The 16,777-nt window shown below is 55.2% G+C and carries 29 protein-coding genes; all 29 read right to left on the reverse strand.

The genetic code is table 11. The features are described from left to right. Window positions 1-29: 29 nt before the first annotated feature. The 29 genes from ACOCLD_RS19545 to fusA all read right to left on the reverse strand — a co-directional run bounded on the left by ACOCLD_RS19545 (window position 30) and on the right by fusA (window position 16,772). Window positions 30-1,031 (reverse strand): DNA-directed RNA polymerase subunit alpha, encoded by a 1,002-nt coding sequence (locus ACOCLD_RS19545; protein ID WP_090255780.1) that lies wholly within the window; start codon window positions 1,029-1,031, stop codon window positions 30-32. 22 nt (window positions 1,032-1,053) lie between these two features. Further along, window positions 1,054-1,674 (reverse strand): 30S ribosomal protein S4, encoded by a 621-nt coding sequence (rpsD, locus tag ACOCLD_RS19550; RefSeq protein ID WP_257777836.1) that lies wholly within the window; start codon window positions 1,672-1,674, stop codon window positions 1,054-1,056. Between the two features lie 17 nt (window positions 1,675-1,691). Continuing rightward, the gene (gene rpsK / locus ACOCLD_RS19555; RefSeq protein ID WP_013789773.1) at window positions 1,692-2,081 is read right to left on the reverse strand and encodes a 30S ribosomal protein S11; all 390 of its coding nucleotides are present in this window, start codon (window positions 2,079-2,081) and stop codon (window positions 1,692-1,694) included. Between the two features lie 30 nt (window positions 2,082-2,111). Continuing rightward, entirely contained in the window at window positions 2,112-2,468 is a 357-nt protein-coding gene (gene rpsM, locus ACOCLD_RS19560) for a 30S ribosomal protein S13 (RefSeq protein ID WP_058070007.1), read from the reverse strand. Between the two features lie 132 nt (window positions 2,469-2,600). Next, window positions 2,601-2,717: a 50S ribosomal protein L36 gene (gene rpmJ, locus ACOCLD_RS19565; protein WP_002555468.1), complete on the reverse strand. Its 117-nt coding sequence runs from the start codon at window positions 2,715-2,717 to the stop codon at window positions 2,601-2,603. Between the two features lie 26 nt (window positions 2,718-2,743). Next, the gene (gene secY, locus ACOCLD_RS19570) at window positions 2,744-4,072 is read right to left on the reverse strand and encodes a preprotein translocase subunit SecY (RefSeq protein WP_233686010.1); all 1,329 of its coding nucleotides are present in this window, start codon (window positions 4,070-4,072) and stop codon (window positions 2,744-2,746) included. After that, entirely contained in the window at window positions 4,073-4,507 is a 435-nt protein-coding gene (rplO, locus tag ACOCLD_RS19575) for a 50S ribosomal protein L15 (RefSeq protein ID WP_160016247.1), read from the reverse strand. A gap of 3 nt (window positions 4,508-4,510) precedes the next feature. Next, the gene (rpmD, locus tag ACOCLD_RS19580; RefSeq protein WP_013789769.1) at window positions 4,511-4,690 is read right to left on the reverse strand and encodes a 50S ribosomal protein L30; all 180 of its coding nucleotides are present in this window, start codon (window positions 4,688-4,690) and stop codon (window positions 4,511-4,513) included. A gap of 2 nt (window positions 4,691-4,692) precedes the next feature. Further along, complete coding sequence (rpsE, locus tag ACOCLD_RS19585) at window positions 4,693-5,193, reverse strand: 30S ribosomal protein S5 (RefSeq protein ID WP_233686011.1); 501 nt, start codon at window positions 5,191-5,193, stop codon at window positions 4,693-4,695. Between the two features lie 3 nt (window positions 5,194-5,196). Further along, entirely contained in the window at window positions 5,197-5,547 is a 351-nt protein-coding gene (gene rplR, locus ACOCLD_RS19590; RefSeq protein ID WP_003293038.1) for a 50S ribosomal protein L18, read from the reverse strand. 10 nt (window positions 5,548-5,557) lie between these two features. Further along, window positions 5,558-6,091: a 50S ribosomal protein L6 gene (gene rplF, locus ACOCLD_RS19595; protein WP_108487727.1), complete on the reverse strand. Its 534-nt coding sequence runs from the start codon at window positions 6,089-6,091 to the stop codon at window positions 5,558-5,560. A gap of 12 nt (window positions 6,092-6,103) precedes the next feature. After that, window positions 6,104-6,496, reverse strand: a complete 393-nt coding sequence (gene rpsH / locus ACOCLD_RS19600) for a 30S ribosomal protein S8 (RefSeq protein ID WP_069519903.1) — start codon at window positions 6,494-6,496, stop codon at window positions 6,104-6,106. A gap of 181 nt (window positions 6,497-6,677) precedes the next feature. After that, on the reverse strand, window positions 6,678-6,983 hold the full coding sequence (gene rpsN / locus ACOCLD_RS19605; RefSeq protein WP_090444975.1) for a 30S ribosomal protein S14: 306 nt from the start codon (window positions 6,981-6,983) through the stop codon (window positions 6,678-6,680). Between the two features lie 13 nt (window positions 6,984-6,996). Continuing rightward, on the reverse strand, window positions 6,997-7,536 hold the full coding sequence (gene rplE, locus ACOCLD_RS19610) for a 50S ribosomal protein L5 (protein WP_159973765.1): 540 nt from the start codon (window positions 7,534-7,536) through the stop codon (window positions 6,997-6,999). 20 nt (window positions 7,537-7,556) lie between these two features. Beyond that, complete coding sequence (gene rplX, locus ACOCLD_RS19615; protein ID WP_233686012.1) at window positions 7,557-7,871, reverse strand: 50S ribosomal protein L24; 315 nt, start codon at window positions 7,869-7,871, stop codon at window positions 7,557-7,559. 11 nt (window positions 7,872-7,882) lie between these two features. Then, window positions 7,883-8,251 (reverse strand): 50S ribosomal protein L14, encoded by a 369-nt coding sequence (rplN, locus tag ACOCLD_RS19620; RefSeq protein WP_003289207.1) that lies wholly within the window; start codon window positions 8,249-8,251, stop codon window positions 7,883-7,885. Window positions 8,252-8,274: 23 nt separating this feature from the next. After that, complete coding sequence (rpsQ, locus tag ACOCLD_RS19625; RefSeq protein ID WP_090243097.1) at window positions 8,275-8,541, reverse strand: 30S ribosomal protein S17; 267 nt, start codon at window positions 8,539-8,541, stop codon at window positions 8,275-8,277. A gap of 2 nt (window positions 8,542-8,543) precedes the next feature. After that, window positions 8,544-8,735: a 50S ribosomal protein L29 gene (rpmC, locus tag ACOCLD_RS19630; RefSeq protein WP_002555481.1), complete on the reverse strand. Its 192-nt coding sequence runs from the start codon at window positions 8,733-8,735 to the stop codon at window positions 8,544-8,546. Next, complete coding sequence (rplP, locus tag ACOCLD_RS19635) at window positions 8,735-9,148, reverse strand: 50S ribosomal protein L16 (RefSeq protein ID WP_090255798.1); 414 nt, start codon at window positions 9,146-9,148, stop codon at window positions 8,735-8,737. Before rplP ends, rpmC begins: the two co-directional genes overlap by 1 nt. 12 nt (window positions 9,149-9,160) lie before the next feature. Then, a complete protein-coding gene (gene rpsC / locus ACOCLD_RS19640; RefSeq protein ID WP_233686013.1) occupies window positions 9,161-9,847 on the reverse strand; it encodes a 30S ribosomal protein S3 in 687 nt (228 codons plus the stop codon). Between the two features lie 13 nt (window positions 9,848-9,860). Next, window positions 9,861-10,193: a 50S ribosomal protein L22 gene (gene rplV, locus ACOCLD_RS19645; protein WP_003103908.1), complete on the reverse strand. Its 333-nt coding sequence runs from the start codon at window positions 10,191-10,193 to the stop codon at window positions 9,861-9,863. Window positions 10,194-10,204: 11 nt separating this feature from the next. Beyond that, window positions 10,205-10,480 carry a 30S ribosomal protein S19 gene (gene rpsS / locus ACOCLD_RS19650; RefSeq protein ID WP_010486981.1) on the reverse strand — a complete coding sequence of 92 codons (276 nt, stop codon included), beginning with the start codon at window positions 10,478-10,480 and terminating at the stop codon, window positions 10,205-10,207. A gap of 16 nt (window positions 10,481-10,496) precedes the next feature. Then, window positions 10,497-11,321, reverse strand: coding sequence for a 50S ribosomal protein L2 (gene rplB, locus ACOCLD_RS19655; RefSeq protein ID WP_069901956.1), 825 nt, complete (start codon window positions 11,319-11,321; stop codon window positions 10,497-10,499). Window positions 11,322-11,335: 14 nt separating this feature from the next. Further along, window positions 11,336-11,635 (reverse strand): 50S ribosomal protein L23, encoded by a 300-nt coding sequence (gene rplW / locus ACOCLD_RS19660; RefSeq protein WP_090377370.1) that lies wholly within the window; start codon window positions 11,633-11,635, stop codon window positions 11,336-11,338. Beyond that, entirely contained in the window at window positions 11,632-12,234 is a 603-nt protein-coding gene (rplD, locus tag ACOCLD_RS19665; protein ID WP_233686014.1) for a 50S ribosomal protein L4, read from the reverse strand. The genes rplW and rplD overlap by 4 nt, the downstream gene beginning before the upstream one ends. A gap of 12 nt (window positions 12,235-12,246) precedes the next feature. After that, window positions 12,247-12,882 carry a 50S ribosomal protein L3 gene (rplC, locus tag ACOCLD_RS19670; protein WP_233686015.1) on the reverse strand — a complete coding sequence of 212 codons (636 nt, stop codon included), beginning with the start codon at window positions 12,880-12,882 and terminating at the stop codon, window positions 12,247-12,249. 83 nt (window positions 12,883-12,965) lie between these two features. Beyond that, entirely contained in the window at window positions 12,966-13,277 is a 312-nt protein-coding gene (gene rpsJ, locus ACOCLD_RS19675) for a 30S ribosomal protein S10 (RefSeq protein WP_013789756.1), read from the reverse strand. A gap of 141 nt (window positions 13,278-13,418) precedes the next feature. After that, window positions 13,419-14,612 carry an elongation factor Tu gene (gene tuf, locus ACOCLD_RS19680; protein WP_422910360.1) on the reverse strand — a complete coding sequence of 398 codons (1,194 nt, stop codon included), beginning with the start codon at window positions 14,610-14,612 and terminating at the stop codon, window positions 13,419-13,421. Window positions 14,613-14,642: 30 nt separating this feature from the next. After that, complete coding sequence (gene fusA, locus ACOCLD_RS19685) at window positions 14,643-16,772, reverse strand: elongation factor G (RefSeq protein ID WP_422910361.1); 2,130 nt, start codon at window positions 16,770-16,772, stop codon at window positions 14,643-14,645. Window positions 16,773-16,777: the final 5 nt, after the last annotated feature.

Here is a 16,777-nt window from a genome sequence, read left to right on the forward strand (position 1 = left end):
ACCAAACTCACGTTCGGTGATGATGACGATCAGGCAGTCGCCTTATCGTCTTTCTTCAGACTTGCCGGCGGCCAGTTGTCGAGGCGCATACCGAGGGACAGACCGCGAGAGGCCAGAACATCCTTGATTTCGGTCAGGGATTTCTTGCCCAGGTTCGGGGTTTTCAACAGTTCTACTTCGGTGCGCTGAATCAGATCACCGATGTAGTAAATGTTTTCTGCCTTAAGGCAGTTAGCCGAACGCACAGTCAGTTCCAGGTCATCAACCGGACGGAGGAGGATCGGATCGATCTCATCTTCCTGCTCGATAACAACAGGCTCACTGTCACCTTTGAGGTCGACGAACGCAGCCAACTGCTGTTGCAGGATGGTAGCGGCGCGGCGAATAGCCTCTTCAGGATCCAGAGTACCGTTGGTCTCCAGGTCAATAACCAGCTTGTCCAGGTTGGTACGCTGCTCAACACGAGCGTTTTCCACCACGTACGACACACGGCGTACCGGGCTGAACGAAGCATCCAGCTGCAAGCGACCAATGCTGCGGCTTTCATCTTCATCGCTCTGACGAGCATCAGCCGGCTCATAGCCGCGACCACGAGCTATGGTGAGCTTCATGTTCAGCGCGCCAGTGGAAGCCAGGTTGGCGATTACGTGGTCGCCATTGACGATTTCGACATCGTGATCCAGCTGAATATCGGCAGCGGTAACTACGCCCGAGCCCTTCTTCGCCAGAGTCAGAGTCACTTCGTCACGACCGTGCAGTTTGACAGCCAGACCTTTCAGGTTGAGCAGGATTTCAATGACGTCTTCCTGAACACCTTCGATGGCGGAGTACTCATGGAGTACGCCGTCAATCTCGGCCTCGACTACTGCACAGCCAGGCATGGAGGACAACAGGATGCGACGCAGCGCGTTGCCCAGGGTATGGCCAAAACCACGCTCGAGAGGCTCGAGGGTGATCTTCGCACGGGTCGAACTGACCACCTGCACATCAATGTGACGGGGGGTCAGGAACTCATTTACCGAAATCTGCATGGATGCACCTATTTTCTAGCCCTTACTTGGAGTAGAGCTCGACAATCAGGCTTTCGTTGATGTCAGCGGAGAGATCACTGCGAGCCGGGACGCTTTTGAACACGCCAGACTTTTTCTCAGTGTCTACATCTACCCATTCAACGCGGCCACGCTGGGCACACAGCTCAAGAGCTTGAACAATGCGCAGCTGATTCTTCGATTTCTCGCGGACTGCAACGACGTCACCAGCTTTAACCTGGTAGGACGGGACGTTAACAGTTTTACCGTTTACGCTGATCGACTTGTGCGATACCAGCTGACGGGATTCAGCGCGGGTAGCACCAAAGCCCATGCGATAAACCACGTTATCCAGACGGCACTCAAGCAGTTGCAGCAGGTTCTCACCAGTAGCGCCTTTCTTGCCGGCAGCTTCTTTGTAATAACCGCTGAATTGACGCTCAAGCACACCGTAGATACGACGAACTTTTTGCTTCTCACGCAGCTGGGTGCCGTAGTCGGACTGACGGCCACGGCGCTGGCCGTGAATACCTGGGGCTGCTTCGATGTTGCACTTCGATTCCAGAGCGCGAACGCCGCTTTTCAGGAAAAGATCAGTGCCTTCACGACGAGACAGTTTGCATTTGGGACCAATGTAACGAGCCATTTCTCACTGTCTCCTGATTACACGCGACGCTTCTTCGAAGGACGGCACCCGTTGTGCGGGATTGGCGTCACATCGGTGATGCTGGCGATCTTGTAACCGCAGCCGTTCAAAGCACGGACAGCGGACTCACGACCCGGACCGGGACCCTTGACGTTAACGTCGAGGTTCTTCAGGCCGTATTCCAGCGCAGCTTGACCAGCACGCTCAGCAGCCACCTGGGCAGCGAACGGGGTGCTTTTACGCGAGCCGCGGAAACCCGAACCACCCGAGGTAGCCCAGGACAGAGCGTTGCCCTGACGGTCAGTAATGGTCACGATTGTGTTGTTGAAAGAAGCGTGGATGTGGGCGATGCCATCAACCACCGTCTTTTTGACTTTTTTACGAGTACGAGCAGCAGGTTTTGCCATGACTAGATTCCTGTCGATGCGCGAATGCGATTACTTGCGGATCGGCTTACGCGGGCCCTTGCGGGTACGCGCGTTGGTCTTGGTACGCTGACCGCGAACCGGCAGACCACGACGATGACGCAGGCCGCGGTAGCAACCCAGGTCCATCAAGCGCTTGATTTTCATGTTCACTTCACGACGCAGGTCGCCTTCGGTATTCACCTTGGCCACTTCGCCACGCAGCTGCTCGATCTGCTCGTCAGAGAGATCTTTGATTTTTGCCGCCGGGTTTACACCGGTAGCAGCACAGATTTTCTGTGCAGTAGTGCGACCAACACCATAGATGTAGGTCAGCGAGATAACAGTGTGCTTGTTATCCGGAATGTTAACGCCTGCAATACGGGCCATTCAGTGGAACTCCAATTGACAGCTACCTACGCCCCGGAAGCCAAGAAATAGGGCGCGAGATATTAACGCTGTAATAACAAATAATCAACCCGGCAGCGCACTAGCTGCCGGGCTTGTAACGCTCAATCACACTCAGCCTTGGCGCTGTTTGTGACGCGGTTCCGCGCTGCAAATCACTCGCACAACACCTTCACGGCGAATAATTTTGCAGTTACGGCACAGCTTTTTCACCGATGCACGAACTTTCATCACCAACTCCTCGAACCTTATGGACTTCAGCGCAGCATGCCGCTGCCGTAGCCCTTCAGGTTGGCTTTCTTCATCAGGGATTCGTACTGGTGCGAAACGAGGTGCGATTGTACTTGCGACATAAAGTCCATAACAACCACGACCACGATCAGCAACGAGGTCCCGCCAAGATAGAACGGTACGTTGGCAGCCACCACCAAGAACTGGGGCAACAAGCATACGGCCGTCATGTACAGAGCACCGAACATGGTCAAGCGGGTCAACACGCCATCGATATAGCGCGCCGATTGCTCACCGGGACGGATACCCGGAATAAAGGCACCGGACTTCTTCAGGTTTTCCGCTACGTCTTTCGGGTTGAACATCAGGGCTGTGTAGAAGAAGCAGAAGAAAACAATCCCCGCACTAAACAGCAAAATGTTCAACGGCTGACCAGGAGCGATAGCCTGTGAAATATCCTGCAGCCAGCCCATACCTTCGGACTGACCAAACCAGGCACCCAGCGAAGCCGGGAATAACAGAAGGCTGCTGGCGAAAATAGCCGGGATAACCCCCGCCATGTTCACCTTCAACGGCAAGTGGCTGGTCTGCGCAGCGAAGACCTTACGACCCTGCTGACGCTTGGCATAGTGCACCGCAATGCGACGCTGACCACGCTCAATGAACACCACGAAACCGATAATCGCTACTGCCAGCAAACCGATGGCGATCAGGGCAAAGATATTGATATCACCCTGGCGAGCAGACTCGAAAGACTGCCCGATCGCCGACGGCAGACCGGCCACGATGCCTGCAAAGATCAGCATCGAAATACCGTTGCCAACACCACGCTCGGTGATTTGCTCGCCCAGCCACATCATGAACATTGCACCCGCCACAAAAGTGGTGACTGCAACGAAGTGGAAGCCGAAATCAACCGAAAACGCTACGCCCTGACTGGCCAGACCGACGGACATGCCGACAGCTTGGACAATAGCCAAGACGAGGGTGCCGTAGCGGGTGTACTGGCTAATCTTGCGACGGCCAGCTTCACCTTCCTTCTTCAACTGCTCCAGCTGCGGGCTGACAGCGGTCATGAGCTGCATGATGATCGACGCCGAAATGTACGGCATGATCCCCAGTGCAAAAATACTCATACGCTCCAGCGCGCCGCCGGAAAACATGTTGAACAAGCTAAGAATGGTCCCCTCATTCTGTCGAAACAGGTCCGCCAGCCGATCAGGGTTGATACCTGGAACCGGGATGTGTGCACCTATCCGATAGACGATGATCGCCATGAACAGAAAGCGCAAACGAGCCCAGAGCTCGGATAACCCGCCATTGCTGAGCGCTGAGAGAGCACCTTGCTTAGCCATTTATTCCTCGAACTTACCGCCAGCTGCTTCGATAGCCGCGCGCGCACCTTTGGTGGCGGCGATACCTTTAAGGGTGACCGCTTGAGTAACTTCACCGGACAGCATGACTTTCACACGCTGAACGTTTTGGTTAATCAGGTTGGCATCCTTCAGCGACTGCAGAGTAACAATGCCGCCTTCGATTTTATTCAGCTCGGAAGTACGCACTTCTGCGCGGTCCATAGCCTTCAAAGAAACGAAACCGAACTTAGGCAGACGACGGTGCAGAGGCTGCTGGCCGCCCTCGAAACCCGGAGCAATGGTGCCACCGGAACGGGAGGTCTGACCTTTGTGACCACGGCCACCAGTCTTACCCAAACCGCTACCGATACCACGGCCCGGACGGTGCTTCTCGCGACGGGAACCCGGCGCAGGACTCAAATCGTTCAGGTACATGTATTAACCCTCCACACGGAGAAGGTAGTAAGCCTTGTTAATCATGCCGCGGTTTTCCGGAGTATCCAGAACTTCCACGGTGTGATTGATGCGACGCAGGCCGAGGCCTTTAACGCAGGCTTTATGGTTGGCCAGACGGCCATTGGTGCTCTTGATCAGAGTCACTTTGACGGTATTAGCCATGATTAGAGAATCTCCTCGACGCTCTTGCCACGCTTGGCCGCAACAGACACTGGGGATTGCATGGCTTTCAAACCTTTGAAAGTGGCGTAAACCACGTTCACTGGGTTAGTCGAGCCGTAGCATTTAGCCAGAACGTTCTGCACGCCAGCCACTTCCAGAACAGCACGCATGGCGCCGCCGGCGATGATACCGGTACCTTCGGAAGCAGGCTGCATGTACACCTTGGAAGCGCCGTGAGCGGACTTCATTGCGTACTGCAGAGTGGTGCCGTTCAGATCAACCTGGATCATGTTGCGACGCGCAGCTTCCATCGCTTTCTGGATGGCAGCAGGCACTTCACGGGACTTACCACGGCCGAAACCGACGCGACCCTTACCATCACCTACCACGGTCAACGCGGTGAAAGTGAAGATACGGCCACCCTTAACGGTCTTGGCAACGCGGTTAACCTGTACCAGCTTCTCGATATAGCCTTCGTCGCGCTTTTGGTCGTTATTTGCCATAACTTAGAACTCCAGCCCGCCTTCACGAGCAGCATCAGCCAGCGCCTTGACGCGGCCGTGGTACTTGAAGCCAGAACGGTCGAATGCAACCTGAGTTACACCAGCGGCTTTCGCACGCTCGGCAACCAGCTCACCAACTTTCTTGGCCGCGTCAACGTTGCCAGTGGCGCCGTCACGCAGTGCTTTGTCCAAGGTAGAGGCGCTGGCCAGAACCTTGCTGCCGTCGGCCGAAATGACCTGGGCATAGATGTGCTGCGAAGAGCGATACACGCACAGACGCACGGCTTCGAGCTCGTGCATTTTCAGGCGTGCTTTGCGAGCGCGACGCAGTCGAGTAACTTTTTTGTCGGTCATTTGCTATGCCCTACTTCTTCTTGGCTTCTTTACGGCGGACGACTTCGTCTGCGTAACGAACACCTTTGCCCTTGTAAGGTTCAGGACGACGGAAATCACGAATTTCCGCAGCGACCTGACCAACCAGTTGCTTGTCGACACCCTTGATCAGGATCTCGGTCTGGTTCGGGGTTTCAGCCACTACACCTTCCGGCAACTCATAGTCGATCGGATGGGAGAAGCCGAGAGCGAGGTTCAGCACCTGACCTTTGGCTTGCGCTTTGTAACCAACACCAACCAGCTGCAGCTTACGCTCGAAGCCTGCGCTAACACCGATCACCATGTTGTTGACCAGAGCGCGAGTGGTACCGGCCATTGCACGAGTCTGCTGATCGCCATTGCGAGCAGCGAAACGCAGCTCACCAGCTTCCTGCAGGACTTCAACGGACGAGTGAACATTCAGTTCGAGAGTGCCCTTGGCACCCTTTACCGAAAGCTGTTGGCCGGTGAGCTTGACCTCAACACCAGCTGGCAGCTTAACGGGGTTCTTAGCAACGCGAGACATGCTTATCCCCCCTTAGAACACTGTGCAGAGCACTTCGCCGCCGACACCGGCAGCGCGCGCAGCGCGGTCCGTCATCACACCCTTGTTGGTGGAGACGATGGAGACACCGAGACCGCCACGAACTTTCGGCAGATCATCGACGGATTTGTACTGGCGAAGGCCTGGACGGCTCACGCGCTTAACTTCTTCGATAACCGGACGGCCTTCGAAGTATTTCAGCTCGATGGACAGCTGCGGCTTAACTTCACCGCTGATCTGATAACCCGCAATATAACCTTCGTCTTTCAGAACTTTGGCTACAGCCACCTTCAACGTGGAAGACGGCATGCTTACGACGGACTTTTCAGCCATCTGGGCATTACGGATACGAGTTAGCATGTCCGCTAACGGGTCCTGCATACTCATGGGCTAGACGCTCCTGATACAAAAAGAATTAGCCTTGCGGCTACAGTCGCTGAGAATTCTGGGAAATTTGACCCAGGCTCAGGCGAGCCGAGCATTCTAGAGACTGATCAAAAATGAATCAAGCCCCAAAGGGGCCTGATTCACACATAAGACAAAGCCGGCACTGGGCCGGCTTTGTTTTTTACCAGCTGGCTTTAACCAGACCTGGTACATCACCACGCATTGCAGCTTCACGCAGCTTGATACGCGACAGACCGAACTTGCGGAATACGCCGTGCGGACGACCGGTAATGCGGCAACGGTTACGCAGGCGCGAAGCGCTGGCGTCACGCGGCTGCTTCTGCAGAGCAACTTGAGCTTCCCAACGGGCTTCCGGACTGGTGTTCGGATTGGCGATGGTAGCTTTCAGCTCGGCACGCTTTTTGGCGTACTTGGCTACCGTTTGCTGACGCTTCAGCTCGCGGTTTTTCATGCTGGTTTTAGCCATGATCCAACTCCAATCAGTTGCGGAACGGGAAGTTGAAAGCACGCAGCAGAGCGCGGCCTTCATCATCGTTACGGGCAGTGGTGGTCAGGGTAATGTCCAGACCACGCAGGGCATCGATCTTGTCGTAGTCGATTTCCGGGAAGATGATCTGCTCTTTAACGCCCATGCTGTAGTTGCCACGACCATCGAAGGACTTGGCATTCAGGCCGCGGAAGTCACGCACGCGCGGCAGGGAGATGGACAGCAGACGATCCAGGAACTCGTACATACGCTCACGGCGCAGAGTCACTTTAACGCCAATCGGCCAGCCCTCACGAACCTTGAAGCCTGCAATCGACTTACGGGCATGAGTCACAACGACTTTCTGACCGGTGATCTTTTCCAGGTCGGCAACTGCGTGCTCGATGACTTTCTTGTCACCGATCGCTTCGCCCAGGCCCATGTTCAGGGTGATCTTGGTGATGCGCGGAACTTCCATCACGTTGGCGAGCTTAAGTTCTTCCTTAAGCTTCGGCGCGATTTCTTTCCGGTAAATCTCTTTTAGTCGTGCCATGGTCTTCTACCTAGCAGTGTTCAAGCATCAACCGCTTTTTGGGTCGACTTGAAGACACGAATTTTTTTACCGTCTTCGATTTTGAAGCCAACGCGATCAGCCTTGTTGGTTTCGCCATTGAAGATGGCCACGTTAGAAGCGTGCAGAGGCGCTTCTTTCTCGACGATACCGCCCTGAACGCCCGACATCGGGTTCGGCTTGGTATGGCGCTTCACCAGGTTGACCCCACCAACGACCAGACGGTCGTCAGCGAGAACCTTGAGCACCTTGCCACGCTTACCTTTGTCTTTGCCGGCGATCACGATGATCTCGTCGTCACGACGAATCTTTTGCATGTCGGATCTCCTTAGAGCACTTCAGGTGCGAGCGAGACGATCTTCATGAACTTCTCAGAGCGAAGTTCACGAGTCACTGGCCCAAAAATACGGGTGCCGATCGGCTCTTGCTTGTTGTTCAGCAGAACAGCAGCGTTGCCATCGAAGCGGATGATCGAGCCATCAGGGCGACGAACGCCGTGACGCGTGCGGACTACAACAGCAGTCATCACTTGGCCTTTCTTCACCTTGCCGCGCGGAATTGCTTCCTTGACGGTCACTTTGATGATGTCGCCGATGCCAGCGTAGCGGCGATGCGAGCCACCCAGCACCTTGATGCACATAACGCGACGAGCACCGCTGTTGTCAGCGACGTCGAGCATGGATTGAGTCTGAATCATATAATTTCTCCGACCCTTAGCCCTTAGACTTCCACTGCGCGTTCGAGGATCTCAACCAGCGCCCAAGACTTAGTCTTGGCAACAGGACGAGTTTCGCGAATGGAAACTTTGTCACCGATCTTGCTCTGGTTGGTTTCGTCGTGCGCGTGCAGCTTGGTCGAACGCTTGACATATTTGCCGTAGATCGGGTGCTTAACGCGACGCTCGATCAGTACGGTGATGGTCTTGTCCATCTTGTCGCTGACGACACGGCCGGTCAGCGTACGGACTGTTTTTTCGGCTTCAGCCATGATCACTTACCTGCCTGCTGGTTGAGCACAGTTTTCACACGAGCGATATCGCGCTTAACTTGCGAGAGCAGGTGAGACTGCCCCAACTGGCCAGTTGCTTTCTGCATACGCAGATTGAACTGGTCGCGCAGCAGGCCGAGCAGTTGCTCGTTCAGCTGCTGTGCTGATTTTTCACGAAGTTCATTCGCTTTCATCACATCACCGTCCGCTTAACAAAAGTGGTGGCGAGCGGCAGCTTTGCAGCAGCCAGGGCAAATGCCTCACGCGCCAACTCTTCGGAAACGCCTTCGATCTCGTACAGGACTTTGCCTGGCTGGATCTGGGCTACCCAATATTCAACGCTACCCTTCCCTTTACCCATCCGCACTTCAAGAGGCTTCTTGGAGATCGGCTTGTCCGGGAAAACGCGAATCCAGATTTTCCCGCCACGCTTAACGTGACGAGTCAGAGCACGACGAGCGGACTCAATCTGACGGGCGGTGAGACGACCGCGGGCAACAGACTTCAGCGCAAACTCGCCGAAGCTGACTTTGCTACCGCGCTGAGCCAGACCACGGTTGTGGCCGGTCATCTGCTTGCGGAACTTCGTACGCTTTGGTTGCAACATTTTGCGTACTCCTTACTTAGCAGCTTTTTTACGAGGCGCAGGTGCTTGCGGTTTCAGTTCTTCTTTAAGGCCACCAATCACTTCGCCTTTGAAGATCCAAACCTTGACACCGATCACACCGTAAGTGGTGTGCGCTTCGTACGTGGCATAGTCGATATCGGCACGCAGGGTGTGCAACGGCACACGACCTTCGCGATACCATTCGGTACGTGCAATTTCAGCACCGCCGAGACGACCGCTCACTTGGATTTTGATGCCCTTGGCACCAATACGCATGGCGTTCTGTACAGCGCGCTTCATGGCGCGACGGAACATCACGCGACGCTCCAGCTGCTGAGCTACGCTCTGCGCAACCAGCATACCGTCGAGCTCCGGCTTGCGGATCTCTTCGATATTGATGTGCACAGGCACACCCATTTGCTTGGTCAGGTCCTGACGCAGTTTCTCAACGTCCTCACCTTTCTTCCCGATAACGATACCTGGACGAGCGGTGTGGATGGTGATGCGTGCGGTTTGAGCCGGGCGAGCAATGTCGATACGGCTTACGGACGCGCTTTTTAGTTTGTCTTGGAGATACTCACGCACCTTCAGATCAGCGAACAAATAGTCCGCATAAGTCCGACCGTCTGCGTACCAGACGGAGGTGTGCTCCTTGACGATTCCCAGGCGGATGCCAACGGGATGTACTTTCTGACCCATCTGATCGACTCCGTTACTTGTCCGCAACCTTGACAGTGATATGGCAAGACCGCTTGACGATGCGATCAGCGCGGCCTTTGGCACGCGGCATGATGCGCTTAAGCGAACGCCCTTCGTTGACGAAAACGGTGCTGACTTTCAGGTCATCAACGTCTGCGCCTTCGTTGTGCTCGGCGTTGGCTACAGCCGACTCCAGCACTTTCTTCATGATTTCCGCGGCTTTCTTGCTACTGAAAGCCAGCAGGTTGAGCGCTTCGCCCACCTTCTTCCCGCGGATCTGGTCGGCGACCAAGCGGGCTTTCTGGGCGGAGATGCGAGCGCCCGACAACTTAGCGGCTACTTCCATTTCCTTACCCCTTAACGCTTGGCTTTCTTGTCAGCCACGTGCCCACGATAGGTACGAGTGCCGGCAAATTCGCCCAGTTTGTGGCCGACCATGTCTTCGTTCACGAGAACTGGGACATGTTGACGACCGTTATGCACAGCAATGGTCAGACCGACCATTTGTGGCAGGATCATCGAGCGACGCGACCAGGTTTTCACTGGCTTGCGATCGTTCTTTTCCACCGCCACTTCGATCTTCTTCAGTAGGTGAAGATCAATAAAAGGACCTTTTTTCAGAGAACGTGGCACTGTCGTATCCCTCTATTTACTTGCGACGACGGACGATCATGTTGTCGGTGCGTTTGTTACCACGAGTCTTCGCGCCCTTCGTCGGGAAGCCCCATGGAGACACCGGATGACGACCACCAGAGGTACGACCTTCACCACCACCGTGTGGGTGGTCAACCGGGTTCATGGCAACACCACGAACGGTTGGGCGAACGCCACGCCAGCGCTTAGCACCCGCTTTACCCAGCGAACGCAGGCTGTGCTCGGAGTTCGAGACTTCGCCCAGGGTCGCACGGCACTCAGCCAGTACTTTACGCATTTCACCGGAACGCAGACGCAGGGTCACGTAGACACCTTCACGCGCAATCAGCTGAGCCGAAGCACCAGCGGAACGAGCGATCTGAGCACCTTTACCCGGCTTCAGTTCGATACCGTGAACAGTGCTACCAACTGGAATATTGCGCAGTTGCAGACTGTTGCCCGGCTTGATCGGAGCCATGATGCCAGCTACCAGCTGATCGCCAGCACTCACGCCTTTAGGGGCGATGATGTAGCGACGCTCGCCGTCTGCATACATCAGCAGAGCGATGTGTGCGGTACGGTTCGGATCGTATTCGATACGCTCAACAGTGGCTGGAATGCCATCTTTGTCGTTGCGACGGAAATCGACCAGACGGTAATGCTGCTTATGGCCACCACCGATATGACGGGTGGTGATACGACCATTGTTGTTACGACCGCCAGACTTCGACTTCTTCTCGAGCAGCGGAGCGTAAGGAGCGCCTTTATGCAGCTCCTGATTGACCACCTTGACCACGAAACGGCGGCCTGCGGAAGTCGGTTTGCACTTAACGATTGCCATGATGCACCCCTTCCTTACTCAGCACTGCTGGCGAAATCGAGATCCTGGCCTGGCTGAAGCGAAATGATCGCTTTCTTCCAGTCGTTACGCTTGCCCAGACCGCGAGCATTGCGCTTAGTCTTACCGAGAACATTCACGGTATTGACAGCAGCAACATTCACGCCGAACAGGCTTTCGACGGCCTTCTTGATTTCCAGCTTGGTTGCATCGGTTGCAACCTTGAAAACGAACTGACTTTTCTTGTCAGCGAGAACCGTGGCCTTCTCGGAGATGTGCGGGCCAAGCAGCACTTTAAATACGCGTTCCTGGTTCATCCCAGCAGCTCCTCGAATTTCTTCACGGCAGAAACGGTGACCAGCACCTTCTCGTACGCGATCAGACTGACCGGATCGGAACCTTGAACGTCGCGAACATCAACGTGCGGCAGGTTACGAGCAGCCAGGTACAGATTCTCATCAACGGCATCGGACACGATCAGCACATCGGTCAGACCCATGCCATTCAACTTGCCCAACAGTTCTTTGGTTTTCGGAGCTTCAACGCTGAAGTCTTCGACAACAACCAGACGATCAGTACGAACCAGCTCAGCAAGAATCGAACGGATAGCCGCGCGATACATCTTCTTGTTCAGCTTTTGATCGTGGTTCTGTGGACGAGCTGCGAAGGTCACACCACCGCCACGCCAGATCGGACCACGGCTGGTACCAGCACGAGCACGACCAGTGCCCTTCTGACGCCACGGACGCTTACCGCCACCGGATACGTCGGAACGGGTCTTTTGTTGCTTGCTGCCCTGACGGCCGCCGGCCATGTAGGCCACAACAGCTTGGTGAACCAGGGTCTCGTTGTACGCGCCGCCAAAAGTGGCTTCGGATACTTCGATCGCTTGAGCGCCATTTACATTTAATTGCATGTCAGCTTCCCCTTAACCGCGAGCCTTGGCTGCCGGACGGACAACCAGGTTGCCGCCAGTAGCGCCAGGAACGGCACCCTTGACCAGCAGCAGGTTGCGTTCAGCATCGACGCGCACTACTTCCAGGGACTGCACAGTCACGCGCTCAGCACCCATGTGACCGGACATTTTCTTGCCCTTGAATACGCGACCCGGAGTCTGGCACTGGCCAATGGAACCCGGAACACGGTGGGACACGGAGTTACCGTGAGTGTTGTCTTGGCCGCGGAAGTTCCAACGCTTGATGGTACCGGCAAAGCCTTTACCCTTGGACTGACCAGTCACGTCGACCAGTTGACCAGCTTGGAAAATTTCAGCGTTGATCAGATCACCAGCCTGGTATTCGCCGTCTTCGAGACGGAACTCCAGAACGGTACGACCTGCCGCAACGTTCGCCTTAGCGAAGTGACCGGCTTGCGCCTTGCTGACACGAGAAGCACGACGCTCACCGACAGTGACTTGCACTGCACGATAGCCATCGGACTCTTCAGTTTTGAACTGAGTGACGCGATTCGGCTCGATCTCAATGACCGTAACCGGAATGGAGACACCTTCTTCGGTGAAAATACGGGTCATGCCCGCTTTTCGACCGACTACACCAATAGTCATGTTGTAACCTCATGAGTGTACGGGGCTTTCACCCGCTATGGCCGCCCATTTCAGAGCGTTACACGACTAAAACCTAAACGGTTTTAGCCGAGGCTGATCTGCACTTCCACGCCAGCCGCAAGGTCGAGCTTCATCAGCGCGTCAACGGTTTTATCCGTTGGCTGGACGATGTCCAGAACACGCTTATGAGTACGGATCTCGTACTGATCACGCGCGTCTTTGTTGACGTGCGGGGAAGTCAGTACAGTGAACCGCTCTTTGCGGGTAGGCAGAGGAATCGGACCACGCACCTGAGCACCAGTACGTTTCGCGGTTTCCACGATTTCCTGGGTTGATTGATCGATCAGGCGATGGTCAAAAGCCTTCAACCGAATACGGATTTGTTGGTTTTGCATTTTGACCTCAGATTCCAAGCTGCTATTCCCAACGGACGCAATACGCCCGTTAAAAGGAGGCGTGATTCTATAGACGCCCCTAGCAGGTGTCAACCCAATAAAAAAGCCCCCGCAAGCGGGGGCTTCTTTTCAAATCATCACTTACGCGATGATTTTGGCTACGACGCCGGCGCCGACGGTACGACCGCCTTCACGAATGGCGAAACGCAGACCTTCTTCCATTGCAATGGTCTTGATCAGGGTAACGGTCATTTGCACGTTATCACCTGGCATTACCATCTCAACGCCTTCCGGCAGTTCGCAGTTACCGGTTACGTCAGTAGTACGGAAGTAGAACTGAGGACGGTAGCCTTTGAAGAACGGAGTGTGACGACCGCCTTCTTCTTTGCTCAGCACATACACTTCTGCAGTGAAGGTGGTGTGCGGCTTGACCGAACCCGGCTTGACCAGAACCTGGCCACGCTCAACGTCGTCACGCTTGGTGCCGCGCAGCAGAACGCCGCAGTTCTCGCCAGCACGACCTTCGTCGAGCAGCTTGCGGAACATTTCAACGCCGGTGCAGGTGGTCTTGGTGGTGTCACGCAGACCAACGATCTCGATTTCTTCCTGAATCTTGACGATACCACGCTCGATACGGCCAGTTACCACAGTACCGCGACCGGAGATCGAGAACACGTCTTCGATTGGCATCAGGAACGGTTTGTCGATAGCACGAACCGGCTCTGGGATGTAGGTATCCAGAGTTTCCACCAGCTTCTTAACAGCAGTGGTGCCCATTTCGTTGGTGTCTTCGCCGTTCAGCGCCATCAGCGCGGAGCCGATGATGATCGGAGTGTCGTCGCCCGGGAAATCGTAAGTGCTGAGCAGGTCACGCACTTCCATTTCAACCAGTTCCAGCAGCTCAGCGTCGTCAACCATGTCAGCCTTGTTCAGGAAGACAACGATGTACGGAACGCCTACCTGACGGGACAGCAGGATGTGCTCGCGAGTTTGCGGCATCGGACCATCAGCGGCCGAGCAAACCAGGATAGCGCCGTCCATCTGGGCAGCACCGGTGATCATGTTCTTCACATAGTCGGCGTGACCCGGGCAGTCAACGTGCGCGTAGTGACGAATGTTGGAATCGTACTCTACGTGCGCAGTGTTGATGGTGATACCACGAGCCTTCTCTTCCGGAGCGCTGTCGATCTTGTCGAAGTCAACACGAGCCGAACCGAATACTTCGGAGCAGACGCGAGTCAGAGCAGCAGTCAGAGTGGTTTTACCGTGGTCAACGTGACCGATGGTGCCTACGTTGACGTGCGGTTTGTTACGTTCAAATTTTTCTTTAGCCACGACAATTAACTCCTTGCCTAAAGGGCTGAATCAGCCTTGTTTTTTAACCAGAGCTTCAACGATGTTCGCCGGAGCTTCGGAGTATTTGGAGAATTCCATGGAGTAGCTTGCGCGACCCTGAGACATGGAACGGACGTCGGTCGCGTAACCGAACATCTCACCCAGCGGAACCTCAGCACGGATCACTTTGCCCGATACCGAATCTTCCATACCCTGGATCAGACCACGACGACGGTTCAGGTCACCCATCACGTCACCCATGTAGTCCTCAGGGGTTACTACTTCCACCTTCATGATCGGCTCAAGCACAACACCGCCACCCTTCTGGGCCAGCTGCTTGGTCGCCATGGAAGCCGCCACCTTGAACGCCATCTCGTTGGAGTCGACGTCGTGGTAGGAACCATCGAACACGGTTGCCTTCAGGCCGATCAGCGGATAGCCGGCAACAACGCCGTTCTTCATCTGCTCTTCGATACCCTTCTGGATCGCCGGGATGTATTCCTTCGGAACCACACCACCTACGACTTCGTTGACGAAAACCAGACCTTCCTGGCCTTCATCAGCAGGCGCGAAGCGAATCCAGCAATGACCGAACTGGCCACGACCACCGGATTGACGCACGAACTTGCCTTCGATTTCGCAGTTCTTGGTGATTTTCTCGCGGTAGGAAACCTGAGGCTTACCAATGTTGGCCTCAACGTTGAACTCGCGCTTCATGCGGTCAACGAGGATGTCCAGGTGCAGCTCACCCATACCGGAGATGATGGTCTGACCGGTTTCTTCGTCAGTCTTGACGCGGAACGACGGGTCTTCCTGAGCCAGTTTGCCCAGAGCAATACCCATCTTCTCCTGGTCAGCCTTGGTTTTCGGCTCTACAGCCACCGAAATTACCGGCTCCGGGAAGTCCATACGCTCAAGGATGATCGGCTTCTCGATCGAGCACAGAGTGTCACCAGTGGTGACGTCCTTCATGCCAATCAGAGCAGCGATATCGCCTGCACGTACTTCTTTGATTTCATCACGCTGGTTGGCGTGCATCTGCACCATACGACCAACGCGCTCTTTCTTGCCCTTGACCGAGTTGATCACGGAGTCACCGGAGCTCAGGAAGCCCGAGTAAACGCGAACAAAGGTCAGCGTACCGACGAATGGATCGGTGGCAATTTTGAAGGCCAGAGCGGAGAACGGCTCTGCGTCGTCAGCATGACGCTCATCGTAGTCAGCGTCGACCAGCGTTTCTTTCGGCTTGTCGATGATGTCCGGATGAATACCCTTGATCGCAGGGATCTCGGTAGGAGCCGGCAGGAAGTCGATAACAGCATCGAGCACCAGCGGAACACCCTTGTTCTTGAACGACGAACCGCAGACAGCCGGAACGATCTCGCTGGCCAAGGTGCGCGCACGCAGGCCTGCCTTGATCTCTTCGACAGTCAACTCACCTTCTTCAAGGTATTTGTTCATCAGCTCTTCGCTGGCTTCGGCAGCAGCTTCAACCATGTTGGAGCGCCACTCTTCAGCCAACTCCAGCATATCTGCAGGAATTTCTTCCTCGCGATACGTGGTGCCTTTGTCGTCATCGTTCCAGTAGATAGCCTTCATCTTGATCAGATCGATCTGACCTTCGAAGTTCTCTTCAGCACCGATAGCCAACTGAACCGGAACCGGGGTGTGACCCAGGCGGTTCTTGATCTGGCCGATTACGCGCAGGAAGTTGGCGCCCGCACGGTCCATCTTGTTCACGTAAACAACACGCGGAACGCCGTACTTGTTGGCTTGACGCCATACGGTTTCGGACTGCGGCTCAACGCCGGAAGTACCACAGAACACCACAACTGCGCCGTCGAGTACACGCAGCGAACGCTCTACTTCAATGGTGAAGTCTACGTGGCCGGGGGTATCGATAACGTTTACGCGGTAGTTGTCGTACTGACCACGCGAACCTTTCCAGAAGGTGGTTACAGCAGCGGAGGTAATGGTGATACCACGCTCCTGCTCCTGCACCATCCAGTCGGTAGTTGCCGCGCCGTCATGCACCTCACCCATCTTGTGGCTGAGACCTGTGTAGAACAGGATCCGCTCGGTAGTGGTGGTCTTGCCCGCATCAACGTGCGCACAGATACCAATATTACGGTAGCGGTTAATCGGTGTAGTACGAGCCATAAAGC

It is taken from the genome of Pseudomonas cimarronensis, assembly GCF_049331905.1.
Taxonomy (GTDB): Bacteria; Pseudomonadota; Gammaproteobacteria; order Pseudomonadales; family Pseudomonadaceae; genus Aquipseudomonas.

Coding starts and splice junctions, on each gene's coding strand:
- rpsK (WP_013789773.1), bottom strand. CDS start 2,081: ATGGCAAAACCTGCTGCTCGTACTCGTAAAAAAGTCAAAAAGACGGTG.
- rplX (WP_233686012.1), bottom strand. CDS start 7,871: ATGCAAAAGATTCGTCGTGACGACGAGATCATCGTGATCGCCGGCAAA.
- rplW (WP_090377370.1), bottom strand. CDS start 11,635: ATGAACCAGGAACGCGTATTTAAAGTGCTGCTTGGCCCGCACATCTCC.
- rpsJ (WP_013789756.1), bottom strand. CDS start 13,277: ATGCAAAACCAACAAATCCGTATTCGGTTGAAGGCTTTTGACCATCGC.
- rpmD (WP_013789769.1), bottom strand. CDS start 4,690: ATGGCTAATACCGTCAAAGTGACTCTGATCAAGAGCACCAATGGCCGT.
- rpsE (WP_233686011.1), bottom strand. CDS start 5,193: ATGGCAAATAACGACCAAAAGCGCGACGAAGGCTATATCGAGAAGCTG.
- rplR (WP_003293038.1), bottom strand. CDS start 5,547: ATGACCGACAAAAAAGTTACTCGACTGCGTCGCGCTCGCAAAGCACGC.
- rplV (WP_003103908.1), bottom strand. CDS start 10,193: ATGGAAGTAGCCGCTAAGTTGTCGGGCGCTCGCATCTCCGCCCAGAAA.
- rpsC (WP_233686013.1), bottom strand. CDS start 9,847: ATGGGTCAGAAAGTACATCCCGTTGGCATCCGCCTGGGAATCGTCAAG.
- rpsH (WP_069519903.1), bottom strand. CDS start 6,496: ATGAGTATGCAGGACCCGTTAGCGGACATGCTAACTCGTATCCGTAAT.
- rplO (WP_160016247.1), bottom strand. CDS start 4,507: ATGTACCTGAACGATTTGAGTCCTGCGCCGGGTTCCCGTCGCGAGAAG.
- fusA (WP_422910361.1), bottom strand. CDS start 16,772: ATGGCTCGTACTACACCGATTAACCGCTACCGTAATATTGGTATCTGT.
- rpmC (WP_002555481.1), bottom strand. CDS start 8,735: ATGAAAGCGAATGAACTTCGTGAAAAATCAGCACAGCAGCTGAACGAG.
- ACOCLD_RS19545 (WP_090255780.1), bottom strand. CDS start 1,031: ATGCAGATTTCGGTAAATGAGTTCCTGACCCCCCGTCACATTGATGTG.
- rpsM (WP_058070007.1), bottom strand. CDS start 2,468: ATGGCCCGTATTGCAGGCGTTAACATTCCGGATAACAAGCACACTGTT.
- rpsD (WP_257777836.1), bottom strand. CDS start 1,674: ATGGCTCGTTACATTGGTCCCAAATGCAAACTGTCTCGTCGTGAAGGC.
- rplF (WP_108487727.1), bottom strand. CDS start 6,091: ATGTCTCGCGTTGCTAAGAACCCCGTTAAGCTGCCAGCTGGTGTTGAG.
- rpsN (WP_090444975.1), bottom strand. CDS start 6,983: ATGGCTAAAACCAGCATGAAAAACCGCGAGCTGAAGCGTCAGCAAACG.
- rpmJ (WP_002555468.1), bottom strand. CDS start 2,717: ATGAAAGTTCGTGCATCGGTGAAAAAGCTGTGCCGTAACTGCAAAATT.
- rplB (WP_069901956.1), bottom strand. CDS start 11,321: ATGGCAATCGTTAAGTGCAAACCGACTTCCGCAGGCCGCCGTTTCGTG.
- rplD (WP_233686014.1), bottom strand. CDS start 12,234: ATGCAATTAAATGTAAATGGCGCTCAAGCGATCGAAGTATCCGAAGCC.
- secY (WP_233686010.1), bottom strand. CDS start 4,072: ATGGCTAAGCAAGGTGCTCTCTCAGCGCTCAGCAATGGCGGGTTATCC.
- rplP (WP_090255798.1), bottom strand. CDS start 9,148: ATGTTGCAACCAAAGCGTACGAAGTTCCGCAAGCAGATGACCGGCCAC.
- rplC (WP_233686015.1), bottom strand. CDS start 12,882: ATGACTATTGGTGTAGTCGGTCGAAAAGCGGGCATGACCCGTATTTTC.
- rpsQ (WP_090243097.1), bottom strand. CDS start 8,541: ATGGCTGAAGCCGAAAAAACAGTCCGTACGCTGACCGGCCGTGTCGTC.
- rplE (WP_159973765.1), bottom strand. CDS start 7,536: ATGGCACGACTAAAAGAGATTTACCGGAAAGAAATCGCGCCGAAGCTT.
- rplN (WP_003289207.1), bottom strand. CDS start 8,251: ATGATTCAGACTCAATCCATGCTCGACGTCGCTGACAACAGCGGTGCT.